Origin of the sequence: Bacillus sp. FSL K6-1012 (assembly GCF_037964915.1) — a bacterium.
Classification (GTDB): domain Bacteria; phylum Bacillota; class Bacilli; order Bacillales; family Bacillaceae; genus Bacillus; species Bacillus halotolerans.
In genome coordinates this window covers 3,176,500-3,196,368 of the sequence record NZ_CP150175.1, presented here as the reverse complement: position 1 = coordinate 3,196,368, position 19,869 = coordinate 3,176,500, and the positions used below count along the sequence as shown (strand labels likewise).

At 46.8% G+C, this 19,869-nt stretch carries 11 protein-coding genes, 21 tRNA genes and 2 rRNA genes; 32 read left to right on the top strand and 2 right to left on the bottom strand.

Annotated features, from left to right (window positions below):
• Window positions 1-130: 130 nt before the first annotated feature.
• From NSS75_RS16685 to glgP, 28 genes are all read left to right on the top strand, one after another.
• A 23S ribosomal RNA gene (locus NSS75_RS16685) occupies window positions 131-3,058 on the top strand.
• Between the two features lie 53 nt (window positions 3,059-3,111).
• A 5S ribosomal RNA gene (rrf, locus tag NSS75_RS16680) occupies window positions 3,112-3,227 on the top strand.
• A gap of 22 nt (window positions 3,228-3,249) precedes the next feature.
• Window positions 3,250-3,325, top strand: a tRNA-Val gene (locus NSS75_RS16675).
• Window positions 3,326-3,356: 31 nt separating this feature from the next.
• A tRNA-Thr gene (locus NSS75_RS16670) sits at window positions 3,357-3,432 on the top strand.
• Window positions 3,433-3,469: 37 nt separating this feature from the next.
• Window positions 3,470-3,545 (top strand) — tRNA-Lys (locus NSS75_RS16665).
• A gap of 10 nt (window positions 3,546-3,555) precedes the next feature.
• Window positions 3,556-3,642: transfer RNA gene (locus NSS75_RS16660), tRNA-Leu, on the top strand.
• Between the two features lie 5 nt (window positions 3,643-3,647).
• A tRNA-Gly gene (locus NSS75_RS16655) sits at window positions 3,648-3,722 on the top strand.
• A 14-nt stretch (window positions 3,723-3,736) separates the two neighbouring features.
• Window positions 3,737-3,822 (top strand) — tRNA-Leu (locus tag NSS75_RS16650).
• Window positions 3,823-3,831: 9 nt separating this feature from the next.
• Window positions 3,832-3,908: transfer RNA gene (locus tag NSS75_RS16645), tRNA-Arg, on the top strand.
• 15 nt (window positions 3,909-3,923) lie between these two features.
• A tRNA-Pro gene (locus tag NSS75_RS16640) sits at window positions 3,924-4,000 on the top strand.
• Between the two features lie 5 nt (window positions 4,001-4,005).
• A tRNA-Ala gene (locus tag NSS75_RS16635) sits at window positions 4,006-4,078 on the top strand.
• Between the two features lie 21 nt (window positions 4,079-4,099).
• Window positions 4,100-4,176, top strand: a tRNA-Met gene (locus NSS75_RS16630).
• 2 nt (window positions 4,177-4,178) lie between these two features.
• Window positions 4,179-4,255, top strand: a tRNA-Ile gene (locus NSS75_RS16625).
• A gap of 6 nt (window positions 4,256-4,261) precedes the next feature.
• Window positions 4,262-4,354, top strand: a tRNA-Ser gene (locus NSS75_RS16620).
• A gap of 23 nt (window positions 4,355-4,377) precedes the next feature.
• Window positions 4,378-4,454 (top strand) — tRNA-Met (locus NSS75_RS16615).
• 54 nt (window positions 4,455-4,508) lie between these two features.
• Window positions 4,509-4,585: transfer RNA gene (locus NSS75_RS16610), tRNA-Asp, on the top strand.
• Between the two features lie 12 nt (window positions 4,586-4,597).
• Window positions 4,598-4,673, top strand: a tRNA-Phe gene (locus NSS75_RS16605).
• A 21-nt stretch (window positions 4,674-4,694) separates the two neighbouring features.
• Window positions 4,695-4,770, top strand: a tRNA-His gene (locus tag NSS75_RS16600).
• A 7-nt stretch (window positions 4,771-4,777) separates the two neighbouring features.
• A tRNA-Gly gene (locus NSS75_RS16595) sits at window positions 4,778-4,851 on the top strand.
• Window positions 4,852-4,866: 15 nt separating this feature from the next.
• Window positions 4,867-4,943, top strand: a tRNA-Ile gene (locus tag NSS75_RS16590).
• A 17-nt stretch (window positions 4,944-4,960) separates the two neighbouring features.
• A tRNA-Asn gene (locus NSS75_RS16585) sits at window positions 4,961-5,035 on the top strand.
• Window positions 5,036-5,038: 3 nt separating this feature from the next.
• Window positions 5,039-5,129: transfer RNA gene (locus tag NSS75_RS16580), tRNA-Ser, on the top strand.
• A gap of 4 nt (window positions 5,130-5,133) precedes the next feature.
• A tRNA-Glu gene (locus tag NSS75_RS16575) sits at window positions 5,134-5,205 on the top strand.
• A 237-nt stretch (window positions 5,206-5,442) separates the two neighbouring features.
• Window positions 5,443-7,326, top strand: a complete 1,884-nt coding sequence (glgB, locus tag NSS75_RS16570; RefSeq protein ID WP_101860069.1) for a 1,4-alpha-glucan branching enzyme — start codon at window positions 5,443-5,445, stop codon at window positions 7,324-7,326.
• Window positions 7,323-8,465, top strand: coding sequence for a glucose-1-phosphate adenylyltransferase (locus tag NSS75_RS16565; protein WP_024122609.1), 1,143 nt, complete (start codon window positions 7,323-7,325; stop codon window positions 8,463-8,465). Before glgB ends, NSS75_RS16565 begins: the two co-directional genes overlap by 4 nt.
• 24 nt (window positions 8,466-8,489) lie before the next feature.
• A complete protein-coding gene (gene glgD / locus NSS75_RS16560; RefSeq protein ID WP_095714592.1) occupies window positions 8,490-9,521 on the top strand; it encodes a glucose-1-phosphate adenylyltransferase subunit GlgD in 1,032 nt (343 codons plus the stop codon).
• The gene (glgA, locus tag NSS75_RS16555; protein WP_339233982.1) at window positions 9,518-10,972 is read left to right on the top strand and encodes a glycogen synthase GlgA; all 1,455 of its coding nucleotides are present in this window, start codon (window positions 9,518-9,520) and stop codon (window positions 10,970-10,972) included. The genes glgD and glgA overlap by 4 nt, the downstream gene beginning before the upstream one ends.
• Window positions 10,959-13,355: a glycogen phosphorylase GlgP gene (gene glgP, locus NSS75_RS16550; protein ID WP_339233979.1), complete on the top strand. Its 2,397-nt coding sequence runs from the start codon at window positions 10,959-10,961 to the stop codon at window positions 13,353-13,355. The genes glgA and glgP overlap by 14 nt, the downstream gene beginning before the upstream one ends.
• 30 nt (window positions 13,356-13,385) lie before the next feature.
• Here glgP and NSS75_RS16545 read toward each other — a convergent pair whose 3' ends face one another.
• A complete protein-coding gene (locus tag NSS75_RS16545; RefSeq protein ID WP_101860071.1) occupies window positions 13,386-13,853 on the bottom strand; it encodes a tryptophan-rich sensory protein in 468 nt (155 codons plus the stop codon).
• Window positions 13,854-14,006: 153 nt separating this feature from the next.
• Complete coding sequence (locus NSS75_RS16540; protein WP_024122606.1) at window positions 14,007-14,726, bottom strand: yteA family sporulation protein; 720 nt, start codon at window positions 14,724-14,726, stop codon at window positions 14,007-14,009.
• A gap of 291 nt (window positions 14,727-15,017) precedes the next feature.
• Here NSS75_RS16540 and NSS75_RS16535 point away from each other — a divergent pair, with 291 nt between their 5' ends.
• Genes NSS75_RS16535 through menB form a run of 4 tightly spaced genes read left to right on the top strand, consistent with a single transcriptional unit; the run spans window position 15,018 to window position 19,837 of the window.
• On the top strand, window positions 15,018-16,433 hold the full coding sequence (locus NSS75_RS16535) for an isochorismate synthase MenF (protein WP_103671659.1): 1,416 nt from the start codon (window positions 15,018-15,020) through the stop codon (window positions 16,431-16,433).
• Window positions 16,430-18,172 carry a 2-succinyl-5-enolpyruvyl-6-hydroxy-3-cyclohexene-1-carboxylic-acid synthase gene (gene menD / locus NSS75_RS16530; RefSeq protein WP_339233976.1) on the top strand — a complete coding sequence of 581 codons (1,743 nt, stop codon included), beginning with the start codon at window positions 16,430-16,432 and terminating at the stop codon, window positions 18,170-18,172. Before NSS75_RS16535 ends, menD begins: the two co-directional genes overlap by 4 nt.
• A complete protein-coding gene (menH, locus tag NSS75_RS16525) occupies window positions 18,160-18,984 on the top strand; it encodes a 2-succinyl-6-hydroxy-2,4-cyclohexadiene-1-carboxylate synthase (protein WP_339233974.1) in 825 nt (274 codons plus the stop codon). Before menD ends, menH begins: the two co-directional genes overlap by 13 nt.
• 34 nt (window positions 18,985-19,018) lie before the next feature.
• Complete coding sequence (gene menB / locus NSS75_RS16520; RefSeq protein ID WP_010331603.1) at window positions 19,019-19,837, top strand: 1,4-dihydroxy-2-naphthoyl-CoA synthase; 819 nt, start codon at window positions 19,019-19,021, stop codon at window positions 19,835-19,837.
• Window positions 19,838-19,869: the final 32 nt, after the last annotated feature.

The window sequence follows — 19,869 nt, the reverse complement described above, 5'->3', positions numbered from 1 at the left end:
AACAGAACGTTCCCTGTCTTGTTTAGTTTTGAAGGATCATTCCTTCGAAACGTGTTCTTTGAAAACTAGATAACAGTAGACATCACATTCAATTAGTAACACAAGATATCACATAGTGATTCTTTTTAACGGTTAAGTTAGAAAGGGCGCACGGTGGATGCCTTGGCACTAGGAGCCGATGAAGGACGGGACGAACACCGATATGCTTCGGGGAGCTGTAAGCAAGCTTTGATCCGGAGATTTCCGAATGGGGAAACCCACCACTCGTAATGGAGTGGTATCCATATCTGAATTCATAGGATATGAGAAGGCAGACCCGGGGAACTGAAACATCTAAGTACCCGGAGGAAGAGAAAGCAAATGCGATTCCCTGAGTAGCGGCGAGCGAAACGGGATTAGCCCAAACCAAGAGGCTTGCCTCTTGGGGTTGTAGGACACTCTATACGGAGTTACAAAGGAACGAGGTAGATGAAGAGGTCTGGAAAGGCCCGCCATAGAAGGTAACAGCCCTGTAGTCAAAACTTCGTTCTCTCCAGAGTGGATCCTGAGTACGGCGGAACACGTGAAATTCCGTCGGAATCCGGGAGGACCATCTCCCAAGGCTAAATACTCCCTAGTGACCGATAGTGAACCAGTACCGTGAGGGAAAGGTGAAAAGCACCCCGGAAGGGGAGTGAAAGAGATCCTGAAACCGTGTGCCTACAAGTAGTCAGAGCCCGTTAACGGGTGATGGCGTGCCTTTTGTAGAATGAACCGGCGAGTTACGATCCCGTGCAAGGTTAAGCAGAAGATGCGGAGCCGCAGCGAAAGCGAGTCTGAATAGGGCGCATGAGTACGTGGTCGTAGACCCGAAACCAGGTGATCTACCCATGTCCAGGGTGAAGTTCAGGTAACACTGAATGGAGGCCCGAACCCACGCACGTTGAAAAGTGCGGGGATGAGGTGTGGGTAGGGGTGAAATGCCAATCGAACCTGGAGATAGCTGGTTCTCTCCGAAATAGCTTTAGGGCTAGCCTCAAGGTAAGAGTCTTGGAGGTAGAGCACTGATTGGACTAGGGGCCCCTACCGGGTTACCGAATTCAGTCAAACTCCGAATGCCAATGACTTATCCTTGGGAGTCAGACTGCGAGTGATAAGATCCGTAGTCGAAAGGGAAACAGCCCAGACCGCCAGCTAAGGTCCCAAAGTATACGTTAAGTGGAAAAGGATGTGGAGTTGCTTAGACAACCAGGATGTTGGCTTAGAAGCAGCCACCATTTAAAGAGTGCGTAATAGCTCACTGGTCGAGTGACTCTGCGCCGAAAATGTACCGGGGCTAAACGTATCACCGAAGCTGCGGACTGTTCTTCGAACAGTGGTAGGAGAGCGTTCTAAGGGCTGTGAAGCCAGACCGGAAGGACTGGTGGAGCGCTTAGAAGTGAGAATGCCGGTATGAGTAGCGAAAGAGGGGTGAGAATCCCCTCCACCGAATGCCTAAGGTTTCCTGAGGAAGGCTCGTCCGCTCAGGGTTAGTCGGGACCTAAGCCGAGGCCGAAAGGCGTAGGCGATGGACAACAGGTTGATATTCCTGTACCACCTCCTCACCATTTGAGCAATGGGGGGACGCAGGAGGATAGGGTAAGCGCGGTATTGGATATCCGCGTCCAAGCAGTTAGGCTGGGAAATAGGCAAATCCGTTTCCCATAAGGCTGAGCTGTGATGGCGAGCGAAATATAGTAGCGAAGTTCCTGATTCCACACTGCCAAGAAAAGCCTCTAGCGAGGTGAGAGGTGCCCGTACCGCAAACCGACACAGGTAGGCGAGGAGAGAATCCTAAGGTGATCGAGAGAACTCTCGTTAAGGAACTCGGCAAAATGACCCCGTAACTTCGGGAGAAGGGGTGCTCTGTTAGGGTGCAAGCCCGAGAGAGCCGCAGTGAATAGGCCCAGGCGACTGTTTAGCAAAAACACAGGTCTCTGCGAAGCCGTAAGGCGAAGTATAGGGGCTGACGCCTGCCCGGTGCTGGAAGGTTAAGAGGAGCGCTTAGCGTAAGCGAAGGTGCGAATTGAAGCCCCAGTAAACGGCGGCCGTAACTATAACGGTCCTAAGGTAGCGAAATTCCTTGTCGGGTAAGTTCCGACCCGCACGAAAGGCGCAACGATCTGGGCACTGTCTCAACGAGAGACTCGGTGAAATTATAGTACCTGTGAAGATGCAGGTTACCCGCGACAGGACGGAAAGACCCCGTGGAGCTTTACTGCAGCCTGATATTGAATGTTGGTACAGCTTGTACAGGATAGGTAGGAGCCTTGGAAACCGGAGCGCCAGCTTCGGTGGAGGCATCGGTGGGATACTACCCTGGCTGTATTGACCTTCTAACCCGCCGCCCTTATCGGGCGGGGAGACAGTGTCAGGTGGGCAGTTTGACTGGGGCGGTCGCCTCCTAAAAGGTAACGGAGGCGCCCAAAGGTTCCCTCAGAATGGTTGGAAATCATTCGCAGAGTGTAAAGGCACAAGGGAGCTTGACTGCGAGACCTACAAGTCGAGCAGGGACGAAAGTCGGGCTTAGTGATCCGGTGGTTCCGCATGGAAGGGCCATCGCTCAACGGATAAAAGCTACCCCGGGGATAACAGGCTTATCTCCCCCAAGAGTCCACATCGACGGGGAGGTTTGGCACCTCGATGTCGGCTCATCGCATCCTGGGGCTGTAGTCGGTCCCAAGGGTTGGGCTGTTCGCCCATTAAAGCGGTACGCGAGCTGGGTTCAGAACGTCGTGAGACAGTTCGGTCCCTATCCGTCGCGGGCGCAGGAAATTTGAGAGGAGCTGTCCTTAGTACGAGAGGACCGGGATGGACGCACCGCTGGTGTACCAGTTGTTCTGCCAAGGGCATCGCTGGGTAGCTATGTGCGGACGGGATAAGTGCTGAAAGCATCTAAGCATGAAGCCCCCCTCAAGATGAGATTTCCCATTCCGCAAGGAAGTAAGATCCCTGAAAGATGATCAGGTTGATAGGTCTGAGGTGGAAGTGTGGCGACACATGGAGCTGACAGATACTAATCGATCGAGGACTTAACCTAATTTCTAATGATGTCACACCTGTTATCTAGTTTTGAGAGAACACTCTCAATTGTTTGGTGGCGATAGCGAAGAGGTCACACCCGTTCCCATGCCGAACACGGAAGTTAAGCTCTTCAGCGCCGATGGTAGTCGGGGGTTTCCCCCTGTGAGAGTAGGACGCCGCCAAGCAATTGCACGTTAGTGCAATTATGGAGGATTAGCTCAGCTGGGAGAGCATCTGCCTTACAAGCAGAGGGTCGGCGGTTCGAGCCCGTCATCCTCCACCATTTTAACTATACATAATATGTTTACATATGAGCCGGTGTAGCTCAATTGGTAGAGCAACTGACTTGTAATCAGTAGGTTGGGGGTTCAAGTCCTCTTGCCGGCACCACTTTTATATGATATAATATTCAAGTCTCTTGTAAGAAGAGCCATTAGCTCAGTTGGTAGAGCATCTGACTTTTAATCAGAGGGTCGAAGGTTCGAGTCCTTCATGGCTCACCATTTATACGTTGCGGATGTGGCGGAATTGGCAGACGCGCTAGAATCAGGCTCTAGTGTCTTTACAGACGTGGGGGTTCAAGTCCCTTCATCCGCACCATTTCTGCGGAAGTAGTTCAGTGGTAGAACACCACCTTGCCAAGGTGGGGGTCGCGGGTTCGAATCCCGTCTTCCGCTCCAACTATACCATCCACGCCGGGGTGGTGGAATTGGCAGACACACAGGACTTAAAATCCTGCGGTAGGTGACTACCGTGCCGGTTCAAGTCCGGCCCTCGGCATTATAATTTGCGCCCGTAGCTCAATTGGATAGAGCGTTTGACTACGGATCAAAAGGTTAGGGGTTCGACTCCTCTCGGGCGCGCCATGATCTACATGAAATCGGGAAGTAGCTCAGCTTGGTAGAGCACATGGTTTGGGACCATGGGGTCGCAGGTTCGAATCCTGTCTTCCCGACCATTCTTGGGGCCTTAGCTCAGCTGGGAGAGCGCCTGCTTTGCACGCAGGAGGTCAGCGGTTCGATCCCGCTAGGCTCCACTTGATTTCAATATATGATTTGGCGGTGTAGCTCAGCTGGCTAGAGCGTACGGTTCATACCCGTGAGGTCGGGGGTTCGATCCCCTCCGCCGCTACCAAAGGACCTTTAGCTCAGTTGGTTAGAGCAGACGGCTCATAACCGTCCGGTCGTAGGTTCGAGTCCTACAAGGTCCACCACAATACGGAGGAATACCCAAGTCTGGCTGAAGGGATCGGTCTTGAAAACCGACAGGGGTGTCAAAGCCCGCGGGGGTTCGAATCCCTCTTCCTCCGCCATATATATTCTTGCATTTTATCATCGCGGGGTGGAGCAGTTCGGTAGCTCGTCGGGCTCATAACCCGAAGGTCGCAGGTTCAAATCCTGCCCCCGCAACCAAACAAATATATCCTTTTAAATAAGAAGCGCCCGATGGGTGCAACTAATTAAAATGGTCCGGTAGTTCAGTTGGTTAGAATGCCTGCCTGTCACGCAGGAGGTCGCGGGTTCGAGTCCCGTCCGGACCGCCATTTAAATAATAAGGCTCGGTAGCTCAGTTGGTAGAGCAACGGACTGAAAATCCGTGTGTCGGCGGTTCGATTCCGTCCCGAGCCACCATTTACAAATATATATATTTTGGCGGTTGTGGCGAAGTGGTTAACGCACCAGATTGTGGCTCTGGCATTCGTGGGTTCGATTCCCATCAATCGCCCCAAAAAATTGCGGGTGTAGTTTAGTGGTAAAACCTCAGCCTTCCAAGCTGATGTCGTGGGTTCGATTCCCATCACCCGCTCCATTTCTATATCGTCATGGGCCTGTAGCTCAGCTGGTTAGAGCGCACGCCTGATAAGCGTGAGGTCGATGGTTCGAGTCCATTCAGGCCCACCATACCATGACTTTTACGTTCCACAGTAGCTCAGTGGTAGAGCTATCGGCTGTTAACCGATCGGTCGCAGGTTCGAATCCTGCCTGTGGAGCCATATGGAGAAGTACTCAAGTGGCTGAAGAGGCGCCCCTGCTAAGGGTGTAGGTCGTGTAAGCGGCGCGAGGGTTCAAATCCCTCCTTCTCCGCCATGACGGCCCGTTGGTCAAGCGGTTAAGACACCGCCCTTTCACGGCGGTAACACGGGTTCGAATCCCGTACGGGTCATCCTGAAACCTTGCATATCCTGCAAGGTTTTTTTGTTTTTTAAAACTATATGATATGCGTCTGATTTTGTTTTTTATTCTATATCAAATTTACAACAAAAAACTCCATATCTTTTGTTTTTCTTCAGAAAATGAAGTTTTATGTCAATAAATATAAGCGCTTTCTAGAAAGGGCTTTTTTTTATTTCTACGAATAAATAATATAAATGAAAACTATGATGTCAGAAAGGATGATTACATGGCCGCTGCCAGCCCAACAGCACATGATGTTTATCTTTTTCACGAAGGCAGTCTGTTTAAAAGCTATCAGCTGTTTGGCTCGCATTATCGCGAGCTGAATGGCCAAAGCGGGTATGAATTTTGTGTGTGGGCGCCTCATGCGTCAGAAGTTCGAGTGGCTGGAGATTTTAACAGCTGGTCAGGTGAGCTTCATGTTATGCAGAAAGTTAATGATCATGGCATTTGGACGTTATTTGTTCCAGGTTTGAAAGAAAAGGAACGATATAAGTATGAAATCGTGACAAATAGCGGAAAGACCATGCTGAAGGCAGACCCGTATGCTTTTTATTCAGAAGTAAGACCGAATACGGCGTCTCTTACTTACGATCTTGCAGGGTACAGCTGGAATGATCAAAAGTGGCAGAAGAAGCAAAAAGCTAAAACGATATATGAAAAGCCGGTTTTTATTTATGAGCTTCATCTTGGTTCATGGAAGAAGCATCCCGATGGCACGCTTTACTCCTATGAAGAATTAGGCCAGTCTCTTATTCCTTATATCAAAGAGCAGGGATTTACCCATATCGAGCTGCTGCCCGTTTATGAACATCCTTATGATCGCTCTTGGGGTTATCAAGCAACAGGGTATTACAGCCCGACAAGCCGATTTGGCACGCCTCATGATTTGATGAGGTTTGTTGATGAATGCCATCAGGCAAACATCGGCGTCATACTTGATTGGGTCCCCGGACATTTTTGTAAAGATTCGCATGGGCTTTATCAGTTTGATGGAGCGCCTCTTTACGAATATCAAAAAGAGCATGACAGGGAGAACTGGCTGTGGGGCACCGCTAACTTTGATTTAGGAAAACCGGAAGTTCATAGTTTTTTAATTTCTAATGCGTTGTACTGGGCGGAATTCTATCATATAGATGGTTTTAGGGTCGATGCGGTGGCTAATATGCTGTATTGGCCAAATCAGGATGAACGCCATACGAATCTCTATGCAGTTGAATTTTTAAAAAAGCTAAATCAAACAATGCGAGAGGCATATCCGCATGTCATGATGATAGCGGAAGATTCCACCGAATGGCCTCAAGTAACAGGTTCTGTTGAGGAAGGAGGACTCGGCTTTCATTTTAAATGGAATATGGGCTGGATGAATGATGTGCTGAAATATATGGAGACGCCTGCTGAACAAAGGCGGCACTGCCATCAGCTTGTGTCTTTTTCCTTGCTTTATGCGTTTAGTGAACATTTTGTATTGCCATTTTCTCATGACGAAGTCGTCTATGGAAAAAAATCACTTCTTCATAAAATGTCTGGCGACTATTGGCAGAAATTTGCCCAATATCGGCTTTTACTCGGTTATATGACGGCTCATCCCGGAAAAAAACTCATTTTTATGGGATCAGAATTTGCCCAATTCGATGAATGGAAAGATACAGAGCAGCTTGATTGGTTTTTGAACTCCTTCCCCATGCATCAAAAAGCAAGTGTTTTTACTCAAGATCTTCTCCGCCTTTATCAAAAAAGCAAAATCCTTTATGAAAATGACCATCGTGCTCAATCATTTGAATGGATTGATGTCCACAATGAGGAGCAATCAATCTTTTCTTTTATTCGGTATGGCAGACGGCACGGTGAGGCGCTTATCATCTTATGTAATTTTACACCCTCGGTCTATCATCAATACGATGTTGGCGTTCCCTTTCTTACCCAATATATCGAAGTGTTGAACAGTGATAATGAAAAATATGGGGGCTCAGGTCAATTGAATAAAAAGCCGTTGGCAGCCAAAGCTGGAGCTGTTCATCACAAACCGTGCTATATCACAATGACAATCCCCCCTTATGGCATTTCGATTATGCGGGCGGTGAAAAAAAGAGGAGAGATAAATGAATGAAAAAACAATGTGTGGCTATGCTCCTTGCCGGCGGGAAGGGCAGCCGTCTCAGCGGATTAACAAAAAACATGGCAAAACCGGCCGTATCTTTTGGGGGAAAATACAGGATTATTGATTTTACGCTCAGCAACTGTTCGAATTCAGGCATAGACACAGTAGGCATCTTAACGCAATATCAGCCGCTGGAGCTGAATTCCTATATTGGCATTGGCAGTGCATGGGATCTTGACAGGCACAATGGCGGCGTTACGGTATTGCCTCCTTATGCCGAGTCATCCGAAGTGAAATGGTATAAAGGGACGGCAAGCGCAATTTATGAAAATCTCAATTACCTGAACCAGTACGATCCTGAGTATGTGCTGATCTTATCAGGCGATCACATTTATAAAATGGACTACGGCAAAATGCTTGATTTTCATATTGAAAAGAAAGCGGATGTGACCATCTCCGTGATTGAAGTAGGATGGGAAGAAGCGAGCCGATTCGGCATCATGAAGACAAATGAAGACGGGATAATCACACATTTTGATGAAAAGCCTAAATTTCCAAAGAGCAATTTGGCATCCATGGGTATTTATATTTTCAATTGGCCGCTCTTGAAGCAATACCTTGAGATGGATGACCGGAATCCGTATTCAAGCCATGACTTCGGCAAAGACATCATTCCTTTGCTTTTGGAGGAGAAAAAGAAGCTTTCCGCTTATCCGTTTAAAGGATATTGGAAGGATGTCGGCACGGTGCAGAGCTTATGGGAAGCCAATATGGATTTGCTGAAAGACCAGTCTGAGCTAAGGCTGTTTGAACGCAATTGGAAGATTTACTCTGTCAATCCGAATCAGCCTCCGCAATTTATTTCGCCTGAGGCGCAGGTTCATGACTCACTTGTGAATGAGGGGTGTGTTGTTTATGGGAATGTGTCTCACTCCGTTCTATTTCAAGGTGTCACCGTCGGTAAGCACGCAACGGTCAAGCGTTCAGTGATTATGCCGGATGTGACAATCGGTGAGCATGTCGTGATTGAGAATGCTATCGTGCCCAAGGGCTTAGTGCTTCCGGATGGCGCAGTGATTAAATCTGAAAAAGACATTCAGGAGGTACTGCTTGTTTCGGAGGAATTTGTAGAGAAAGAATTGATTTAATGACTGAAGAGGAGGCAGAATCAGTTGATCAATAATCAAATGTTAGGTGTTATAGATGAAACCACATATAAGCATTCTCTTCAGGATTTAACCGCACAGCGGTCGCTTGGTGCGATTCCTTTTGCTGGCAGATACCGTTTGATAGATTTTATGCTGTCCAATATGGTGAATGCGGACATTAGGAGTGTGGCGATTTTTCCGAAATATCGCTACCGGTCTCTTATGGATCATCTTGGAGCAGGGAAGGAATGGGATTTGCACCGAAAAAAGGACGGCCTCTTTTTTTTTCCGTCACCGCATTTGCATGATGAGTATAATGAATTCGGTTCATTTCGCCAGTTTTCTGATCATCTTGATTACTTTCATAGAAGCACACAGCAATATGCCGTCATCACCAACAGCCATACTGTGTGCAACATTCAATTTCAATACGTGCTGAAAAGACATCAGGAGGCGGGCTGTGACATTACCGAGGTCTTTCAGGACGGTCAGTCGCTGCAAATCTATATCATGTCTTCTGAACTCTTGAAAGATCTGATTTACGGACATATTGAAAAAGGATACAGAACCATTCAGGAGGTTGTTGAAAAAGAAGCCCCCGCATTGACCATTTGCCCATATGAATATTCGGGGTATGCAGCTGTTATTGATTCTGTAGAAAAGTATTATACCCACAGTATGGAGCTTATTCAGCCGCGTTTTTGGCAGCAGGTGTTTTTGCCTCAGCAGCCGATTTATACAAAAGTGAAGGATGAGCCCCCAACGAAATACGGGAAGAACAGCACTGTTAGAAATTCTTTAGTGGCAAACGGCTGTGTGCTTGAGGGGGAGGTCGAAAACTGCATTTTGTTCAGGGCGGTGCATGTCGGGAAAGGCACAAAACTGAAAAACTGCATTATTATGCAAAAAACGCAGATTGGTGAGGATTGTTTGCTGGAGCAGGTGATTGCTGATAAAGATGTCAAAATCGGCAATACAACTGAAGCTGCGGGAACGGAGGAGCAGCCGCTCGTATTAAAAAAAGGTTTGGTGCAAGGAGAGCTGATGAATTCTTGAAGGTGTTATTTGCTGTCTCAGAATGTATCCCGTTTGTAAAATCAGGAGGCCTGGCCGATGTGGCCGGCGCGCTGCCCAAAGTGCTTTCTCGTCTTGGGAACGACGTAGCGGTGATCATGCCGAAATACAGTCAAATTCCTGATCCTTGGAAAAAGCGTATGAAGAAAACAGCTGAATGTACGGTTGCTGTTGGCTGGCGTCAGCAATATTGCGGGATTGAACATTTGGCTGAAGATGGTGTGAATTATTATTTTATCGACAATAAATATTATTTCTCAAGGGATTCCCTGTACGGGCATTTTGACGATGGGGAGCGGTTTGCTTATTTTTCAAGAGCTGTGCTGGAAGCGGCAGAAGCAGTGAGTTTTCAAGCCGATATCATTCATACCCATGACTGGCATACAGCGATGGTCAATTACTTGTTGAAAGAGGAATACAGCAAGCGCCCTTTTTATAAGCAGATGAAAAGTGTGCTCACGATCCATAACTTGCAGTTTCAAGGTATATTCCCGCCTGAGGTGACACATGACTTGCTCGGTCTGGACATGAGTCATTTTCATTATGAGAGATTAGAATGCAATGGATTTGTTAATTTTATGAAAGCAGGGATTCTCGCTGCTGATCATGTAACAACGGTGAGCCCGACTTATAGAAATGAAATCTTAACGCCGTATTACGGCGAGCAGCTTGAGCCAGTTTTGCAGCATAGGGAAAAAGATTTAACAGGGATCTTAAACGGTATTGATGACTCTTTCTATCAGACAGAGAGCGATCCGTATATTGAGATGCATTACGATCCTGAACGTCTTGATTTAAAGGAAGAAAATAAAACGAAGCTCCAGCGGCGGATGGGCCTTCCGGAACGAAAAGATATTCCGCTGATCAGTATGGTAACAAGGCTGACCAAACAGAAGGGGCTTGATCTTGTTAAGAGAATGATGCACGAGCTGCTGGGGGAGAGAGACATACAGCTGATTGTGCTCGGTACGGGGGAACGGGAATTTGAGGACTACTTCCGGTACATTGAATTTGCATTTCACGATAAATGCAGGGCGTATATTGGATTTGATGAGCCGCTGGCCCATCAGATTTATGCGGGCTCGGATTTGTTTCTGATGCCGTCGAAATTTGAGCCGTGCGGTCTGGGGCAGATGATCGCGCTTCAATATGGCGCTATTCCGATTGTCAGAGAAACAGGCGGGCTTTATGACACTGTCCGTTCCTACCGGGAGGAAGAGGGCACAGGCAACGGTTTTACGTTCGCAGCCTTTAATGCTCACGATCTGAAATTTACGATCGAGAGGGCGCTGTCGTTTTATCGCCAAAAGGATGTATGGAAGAGCATTATGAAGACCGCAATGAATGCAGATTACAGCTGGAAACAATCAGCCAAACAGTATCAGCGCATTTTCGAGCATGTGACAAGGAGTGGACGGGATGTTCTCGAGTAAAGAATGCTTTGCGGCCTTATTTTTAAAGCGTCTGGAAATGACGTGCGGGAAAAGCTTTAAGGACTCTTCCAGGCTTGATCAATATAAAACCTTAGGCAATATGATCAGAGAGTACATCAGCGCTGATTGGATCCAGACAAATGAAAGAAGCAGGTCCAATTCCGGAAAGCAGACATATTATTTGTCGATTGAATTTCTTCTCGGACAGCTCCTTGAACAAAATTTAATGAATCTCGGTATTCGGGATGTAGTGGAAGCGGGTCTGAAAGAAATCGGCATCAGTTTAGACGAGATCCTTTATATGGAGAGCGATGCAGGGCTTGGGAATGGCGGTCTGGGGCGATTGGCAGCTTGCTTCTTAGATTCTCTGGCTTCGTTAAACTTGCCAGGGCATGGGATGGGGATTCGCTATAAGCATGGCTTATTTGAACAAAAAATTGTTGACGGGCATCAGGTTGAGCTGCCTGAGCAATGGCTGAAAAACGGAAATGTGTGGGAAGTAAGAAATGCTGATCAAGCGGTTGACGTGCCGTTTTGGGGCGAGGTGCATATGACTGAAAAAAACGGCCGTCTGCATTTTCGTCATGAGCAAGCAACAATCATTACCGCCGTTCCTTATGATATCCCGATCATCGGATATGATACGGGCACAGTCAACACATTAAGACTTTGGAACGCCGAGCCTTATGCGCATTATCATGGCGGCAATATTTTGTCTTATAAACGGGAAACAGAAGCTGTATCTGAATTTTTATACCCTGATGACACGCATGACGAGGGTAAGATATTACGGCTGAAGCAGCAGTATTTTTTAGTATGTGCAAGTTTAAAAAGCATTGTGAACAATTACCGCAAAACGAATCAATCATTATATGGTCTGCATAAAAAAGTAAGCATTCATATTAATGACACCCATCCTGCACTTGCTGTGCCTGAACTGATGCGGATTTTGCTTGATGAAGAAAACATGAGCTGGGATGATGCCTGGCATATCACGGTACATACGATTTCTTACACGAATCATACGACACTGTCAGAAGCGCTTGAAAAATGGCCGATTCATTTATTTAAGCCGTTGCTCCCGCGAATGTATATGATTATTGAAGAGATTAATGAGAGGTTTTGCAGAGCGGTTTGGGAGAAGTATCCCGGTGACTGGAAAAGGATAGAGGATATGGCGATTACGGCGCACGGTGTTGTCAAAATGGCTCATCTCGCAATAGTGGGAAGCTACAGTGTAAACGGAGTTGCCAAAATTCATTCTGACATTTTAAAGGAACGGGAGATGCGTCATTTTCATTTGATGTTTCCGAATCGGTTTAACAATAAAACAAATGGAATTGCCCATAGGCGCTGGCTGTTAAAAGCTAATCCCGGCTTGTCCGCGATGATAACGGATGCGATAGGCGATGAATGGATAAAACAGCCTGAATCCTTGATTCGGCTGGAACCGTACGCTACTGATCCCGCTTTTATTGAGCAGTTCCAAAACAACAAAAGCAGAAAAAAGCAAGAGCTTGCTGATCTGATTTTTTGCACGGCCGGAGTGGCTGTAAATCCGGACAGCATATTTGACGTACAGGTGAAACGGCTTCATGCGTATAAACGGCAGCTGTTGAATGTTCTTCATATTATGTATTTGTATAACCGCCTGAAGGAGGATTCGGGATTTTCTATTTATCCGCAAACCTTTATTTTCGGAGCAAAGGCTTCACCAAGCTATCATTACGCGAAGAAAATTATTAAACTGATTCATTCCGTTGCGGAGAAAGTAAATTATGACCCGGCGGTGAGGCAGCTGCTCAAGGTCGTTTTTTTAGAAAATTATAGGGTCTCTATGGCGGAGCAGATTTTTCCGGCATCAGATGTAAGTGAACAAATTTCGACTGCAAGCAAGGAAGCGTCCGGTACAGGAAATATGAAGTTTATGATGAATGGCGCGCTGACAATCGGCACGCATGACGGGGCGAATATTGAAATGCTGCAACGGGTCGGAGCTGATTGTGTTTACACTTTTGGTTTGAAAGCGGATGACGTTCTTTCCTACCAGGAAAACGGAGGCTACAGATCAAGGGAGTATTATCAGCATGACCGCAGAATCAGGCAGGTAGCAGATCAGCTGATCAACGGTTTTTTTGAAGGTGAAGCCGATGAATTTGAATCCATCTATGATTCGCTGCTGCCGCATAATGACGAGTATTTTGTATTGAAGGATTTCAGTTCATACGCGGATGCCCAGGAGCGTATTCAAGCCGATTATCAAGATCGGCGAAAGTGGTCAGAGCGTTCGATTTTAAACATTGCCCATTCAGGTTATTTTTCAAGCGACCGGACGATTCACGAATATGCGAAACACATTTGGAGAATTAAGCCGATGGTGTAAAAAAGCCGCTGTTTGAGCGGCTTTTTTTGTTCAAAGATTCATTGAATAGATCGTAAAGGATAAGACAGTTGCAAAGGCACTCCATAAAAAATAAGGCACTAGAAGCCAGCTTGCGGCCCTGCTGTATACTTTTGCAATGATGATTACAACCAGCGCTGTTATGGCGACAAGCAGGCAGTCAATGGATGCGGCAAGGAGATTCTTTTGCGTAAACTGAAAATAACTGAATGCCTGATTAAGCACATAATTGATCAAAAACGCCAGCCAAAAGCTTTTGGCCTTTTTAAATGAACATTTGGCAAAAACAATGGCAGCTGAAAGAGAAATCAGTGCAAACAGGACGGCCCAGATGATGCCGATCGTTGACCCGCTTGGCGTCCAGTCTGGCTTTTTCAGTGAATGATACCAACTTTGGTCGATCGGAAATAGAAAGTCTGCGGCTGAAAACAGTGCGTATGTAATGATAAAAACTACGATTGCGCCGATCATCTTTCTCATATATTTCCCTCCGGTATGTATTTATTTTACATGTAGCTTTACCCTTTATCTTGGATAGATCAAACCCCTGATATGCGGGGGAGATGATGTAGAGAGCCGCTCTAATGCGGTCATTTATGAAAACAAAAAAGAGAACCCCCTTTGCCTGGGGGTTCAATCTGCATGGAGATCGCCAAACGTCGTCATGATGCCTTCTTCATCCAGCTCTTCCTCATAACGTTCATGCGCCCTGCTTGGATACACTGTAATTTCTTTGCCGGTAATATCTGTGGCAATGAAATTCTCATATGATTCTGTATTGCCGATATTTTCTTCGGCATTCATCGTCATATCATCATAGCTGAGCGGCGGATTTTCCATGTCCTGCGGTGTTTCTGAGTTTCCGTATTTTTCAACGTCCTGGTAGGAATCTTCACTGTCGTAAGGCGCTCTGATTTCTTCATCATCGTCAAATTCAAATTGCCCGAAGGGTGTTTCTTCTTCGATTGGACGGTCTTTGGAAACAACATCCTGTGATGAATATTCCGCGAGCGTTGTAGCAGTCGGAAGCGCTTCTAGGCGTTCATAAGGAATTTCCTTTCCGCTGACCTCACAAATCCCGTACGTGCCGTTTTCTATCGCCTTCAATGAATGCTCAATGTCCCGGAGATGCTCCCGTTCATGCAAATCAAGAGCAATGTCTTTTTCTCGCTCATAAAGCTCTGTCGCCTGATCGCCTGGGTGGTTGTCATAAGCAGAAAGCTCACCCCACGAATCATATGGAAAAGCGGAATTGAGCTGAAAATGGTCATTGTCTTTGAAGCGGTTCAATATATCTTCTTTCGTTTGTTCAAGTTCCTTTTTTAAATGCTGAAGCTGTTCGTTTGTAAGCAATATGATCGCCTCGTTTCTCTGTAATGCATACCTTTAGTATGGACAGATCGCCTGAGAACTTTCATAAATCCCTAGTGGAGGAATATAGGAGATTTTCCTTATGTGGTAAGCGGATACAAGCTTTGCTATCAGTGGAGAAAGAAATTTAAGGTTTGTTTCTTTTTCATTTCTGCAATTAGGTTTATAATAGGTAAGGCAGGCCATTTGGACTGCATGATCTGTGTATTTGACACAATGTAGACACAGGTGTATGGTATTAAAAGCATTTTAAGAATTATGGAGGAATGTCTCATGGTGACAACGGTGCAGCGTACGTTCCGAAAGGAAGTTCTACATGCATTACATAAAGCCAAAGAAGTCAACCATGCTGTCTTAATAAGCTATTCGAGACAAATTGAGTCTCTTGACCCTCTATCATTTTTCAATTACGGAGCAAAAAAATATACAGGCAATCGATTTTTTTGGTCAGAACCTGAAAGTGAATTGACAATAGTCGGTCTTGGCAAAGAAGCTGTTTTCCAGACGAATCAAAAAAACGACAAGCGGTATCGCGAGGTTTTTGAACAATGGGAGCGCTTTAAAAAGACGGCTTTTCATATTTATGAAGAAGAAAAGCTGCAGCATTCTGCAGTGGGACCTGTCTTATTCGGAGGCTTTTCCTTTGACCCTTACGAAGAAAGAGGTACTCAATGGGACCATTTCTCGGAAGGGGATTTCTTTGTGCCTTCGCTTATGCTGACAATGTCTGCTGACGGTTCGTTTTTAACAGTCAACAGATGGGTCAGCGGAGAAGATGATGCAGAAGCTGTTTTGGAAGGCTTAAAAGCTTTTGCAGCGGAATTTATGGTCCCCGATTTAAATCAAGAAGATCAGGCTGTGATGACAGCATCTCAGGAGCTGGATAAGTCTGATTGGCTGAAAGCAATCGAAACGGCAACAAGCCAAATTAAAGAGAATCATTATGATAAAGTGGTTCTTGCCAGAGAGCTGCTGCTCACGTTTGACGGTCCGGTCAAAATGGAACCGGTGCTTAAAACGCTTTTGACCGATCAGCAGACAAGCTATGTTTTTGCAATCGAACAAGAAGGCAAAACCTTTGTCGGCGCATCCCCGGAAAGACTGATCAAAAGAGACGGCAACACTGTCATGTCTACTTGTCTGGCAGGTTCCATAAAGCGCGGCTCCGATGAAGAAGAAGACCGCCGCATCGGCCTTGAATTATTAAATGATGAGAAAAATCTGCTGGAGCATGACATTGTTGTAGGCATGATTCATAACGCTTTTGTATCAAGCTGTTCTGACGTTGAAAAGCCTGACGAACCTGTATTGTACAAAACGAAAAGCGTCCAGCACTTATTTACGCCGATTGTCGGACAGCTTCACGCGTCTGCTTCGCTTTTTGACTTAATTGAGAAACTGCATCCCACACCGGCGCTTGGGGGAGCACCTCAGAAAAAAGCTGTAGAAGTGATCAGAGAGATCGAACCGATGTCCCGCGGCTGGTATGCGGCTCCTGTCGGCTGGATTGACAGTCAGGATAACGGAGAATTTGCTGTTGCCATCCGTTCAGGGCTGATTGAAGGCAGCACAGCACGCCTGTTTGCCGGGTGCGGCATTGTGGAAGACTCTGAACCGCAATCGGAATACGAAGAAACACAGATTAAGTTAAAGCCGATGATCTCTGCACTGGGAGGTGAGAGACGTTGACAGTGAACCCGATTACTCATTACATCGGAAGCTTTATTGATGAATTCGCCCTTTCCGGAATTACGGACGCTGTCGTTTGTCCGGGCTCAAGATCTACACCGCTGGCAATTCTTGCTGCCGCGCATCCGGATATCAACGTCCATATCCAAATTGATGAAAGATCTGCCGGATTTTTTGCATTAGGGCTGGCAAAAGCACAGCAGCGTCCCGTGCTTCTGATTTGCACATCAGGAACAGCCGCGGCCAACTTTTATCCGGCTGTGATTGAAGCCCATTATTCAAGAGTACCGATTATAGTGTTAACTGCTGATCGGCCGCACGAGCTGCGTGAAGTAGGCGCACCGCAGGCCATTAATCAGCACTTCTTATTCGGTAACTTTGTTAAGTTTTTCACAGACTCTGCTCTGCCCGAAGAGTCGCCGCATATGCTGAGATATATCCGAACGCTGGCAGGCCGTGCCGCCGGGGAAGCGCAAAAGCGTCCAATGGGGCCTGTGCACGTGAATGTACCTCTTCGTGAGCCGCTGATGCCTGACCTTTCTGATCAGCCGTTTGAAAGAATGAGAACTGGGCGTCACGTGTCAGTGAAAACGGGTACGCAATCCGTGGACCGGGACTCTCTGTCTGACGTGGCTATGATATTGAAAGAGGCCGAAAAAGGCATGATTGTCTGCGGGGAACTCCACAGTGATGCTGATCAGCAAAAAATTGTGGAGCTGTCAAAAGCGCTGCATTATCCAATTTTAGCTGACCCGCTGTCTAACCTGCGGAACGGCGTCCATGATAAAAGCACCGTTATAGATGCGTATGACTCATTTTTGAAAGATGATGAGCTGAAGTCAGCACTGCGGCCTGATGTCGTGATCCGTTTCGGACCGATGCCTGTTTCAAAGCCGGTTTTTTTGTGGCTGAAGGATGACCCGGCCATTCAGCAGATTGTGATTGATGAGGATGGCGGCTGGAGAGACCCGACACAGGCAAGCGCACATATGATTCACTGCAGCCCGTCTAGTTTTGCCGATGCGATCATGGCTGAACATACGGGAATGGATCGAACATCGGAATGGCTGGAAAAATGGCAGATCGTGAATCAGCGTTTCCGTGAATATCTGCAAACGGTCAGCAGTGAAGAGGTTTCATTTGAGGGCAACCTCTATCGAATCCTCCAGCATCTTGTGCCTGAAAATAGCTCGCTGTTTGTCGGAAACAGCATGCCAATCAGGGATGTCGATACGTTTTTCGAAAATCAGGACCGCAATTTCCGTATCTATTCAAACCGTGGCGCAAATGGGATTGATGGTGTTGTCTCTTCTGCCATGGGTGTTTGTGAAGGAACAAAAGCACCTGTGACACTCGTGATCGGGGATTTGTCTTTTTATCATGATTTAAACGGGCTGCTGGCGGCTAAAAAACTGGGCATTCCGCTTACTGTGATCCTCGTGAACAATGACGGCGGAGGGATTTTTTCATTTTTGCCGCAGGCATCTGAAAAGACACACTTTGAAGATTTGTTCGGCACGCCGACGGGGCTCGATTTCAAGCATGCGGTTGAGCTTTACGGGGGCACGTATTCATGCCCGGCTTCGTGGGATGAGTTTAAAGCATCATACGCACCGCAGGCTGACAAGCCCGGCCTTCACATTATAGAAATCAAGACTGATCGCCAATCAAGAGTTCAGCTTCATCGTGATATGCTGAATGAGGCTGTGCGGGAAGTGAAAAAACAATGGGAACTGTAAACATAACTGTTGCAGACGGCGTCCGCTATGCTGTGACAGATGATCGGCCGAATGCTTCTGATGTCATAGTCTGTCTGCACGGGTTTACCGGCAGCAAACAATCCTGGACCTTTCTGGACCAGTTGCTGCCTGATTCCCGTGTCATCAAAATTGATTGCTTAGGGCACGGAGAAAGTGATGCCCCGCTGAATGGAAAAAGGTATAGCACGAGCCGGCAAGTTTCAGACCTTGCCGAAATATTTGATCATTTAAAACTTCACAAAGTGAAACTTATTGGTTATTCTATGGGGGGAAGGCTTGCATATTCCTTTGCCATCACATACCCCGAACGGATATCAGCGCTTGTGCTCGAAAGCACGACACCCGGCCTTAAAACCCTCGGGGAACGGAAAGAACGAATCTTGCGGGATCGGAAGCTTGCCGATTTTATTTTGCGTGACGGGATCAAAGCCTTTGTGGACTATTGGGAAGGCATCCCTTTGTTTTCAACGCAGCAGCGGCTTGCTGAAGGCGTTCGGCAAAGGATACGGTCGGGCCGTCTTAGAAACAATAACATTGGACTGGCCAACAGTTTAATCGGTATGGGCACCGGTTCACAGCCTTCCTGGTGGAGCCGGTTAAAAGATATTGCGGCGCCTGTGCTTCTCATCTGCGGAGAATGGGACGAAAAGTTTTGCGCCATTAATCAAGAGGTGCATAAGAAGCTTCCATCTAGTAGAATAGAGATTGTTCCTGAAGCAGGCCATACAGTGCATGTGGAACAGCCGCGTTTTTTTGGTAAAATAGTGAGTGGGTTTTTAACAAACTTATAACTCGTTCATATGGAAAAATAGAGGAGGTCATATCATGGCTGTAGAATGGAAAACTGAACGTACATACGATGAAATACTGTATGAAACGTATAATGGTATTGCAAAAATAACTATCAACCGCCCTGAGGTACATAATGCGTTTACCCCTAAGACGGTTGCTGAAATGATTGATGCATTTGCTCGCGCGAGAGATGATCAAAACATCGGCGTTATCGTGCTTGCCGGTGCCGGAGACAAAGCGTTTTGTTCTGGAGGAGACCAAAAAGTGCGAGGACACGGCGGTTATGTAGGCGACGACCAAATTCCGCGTTTAAACGTATTGGATCTTCAGCGTTTAATCCGCGTCATTCCGAAACCTGTTGTTGCGATGGTATCCGGATATGCGATCGGCGGAGGACACGTGCTTCACATCGTATGTGACTTGACAATCGCTGCCGACAATGCGATTTTCGGACAAACCGGCCCTAAAGTGGGAAGCTTTGACGCAGGATACGGTTCAGGCTACCTGGCTCGAATCGTAGGACATAAAAAAGCCCGTGAAATCTGGTACCTGTGCCGTCAGTACAACGCGCAGGAAGCGCTGGATATGGGACTTGTCAACACAGTTGTTCCTTTGGAACAGCTTGAAGAAGAAACGATTAAATGGTGTGAAGAAATGCTTGAGAAAAGCCCGACCGCACTTCGTTTTCTTAAAGCTGCGTTTAACGCGGACACAGACGGACTTGCTGGAATTCAGCAGTTTGCAGGGGATGCAACCCTTCTTTACTACACAACTGATGAAGCAAAAGAAGGCCGTGATTCCTTTAAGGAAAAACGCAAACCGGATTTCGGTCAATTCCCGCGTTTTCCGTGATCAGCAGATACGTATGAAACGAACAGCTTGAG

Bases quoted from the DNA above. Each gene is read 5' to 3' on its own strand.
- glgB (WP_101860069.1), top strand. From the start codon at position 5,443: ATGGCCGCTGCCAGCCCAACAGCACATGATGTTTATCTTTTTCACGAA.
- NSS75_RS16565 (WP_024122609.1), top strand. From the start codon at position 7,323: ATGAAAAAACAATGTGTGGCTATGCTCCTTGCCGGCGGGAAGGGCAGC.
- glgP (WP_339233979.1), top strand. From the start codon at position 10,959: ATGTTCTCGAGTAAAGAATGCTTTGCGGCCTTATTTTTAAAGCGTCTG.
- NSS75_RS16545 (WP_101860071.1), bottom strand. From the start codon at position 13,853: ATGAGAAAGATGATCGGCGCAATCGTAGTTTTTATCATTACATACGCA.
- NSS75_RS16535 (WP_103671659.1), top strand. From the start codon at position 15,018: ATGGTGACAACGGTGCAGCGTACGTTCCGAAAGGAAGTTCTACATGCA.
- menH (WP_339233974.1), top strand. From the start codon at position 18,160: ATGGGAACTGTAAACATAACTGTTGCAGACGGCGTCCGCTATGCTGTG.
- menB (WP_010331603.1), top strand. From the start codon at position 19,019: ATGGCTGTAGAATGGAAAACTGAACGTACATACGATGAAATACTGTAT.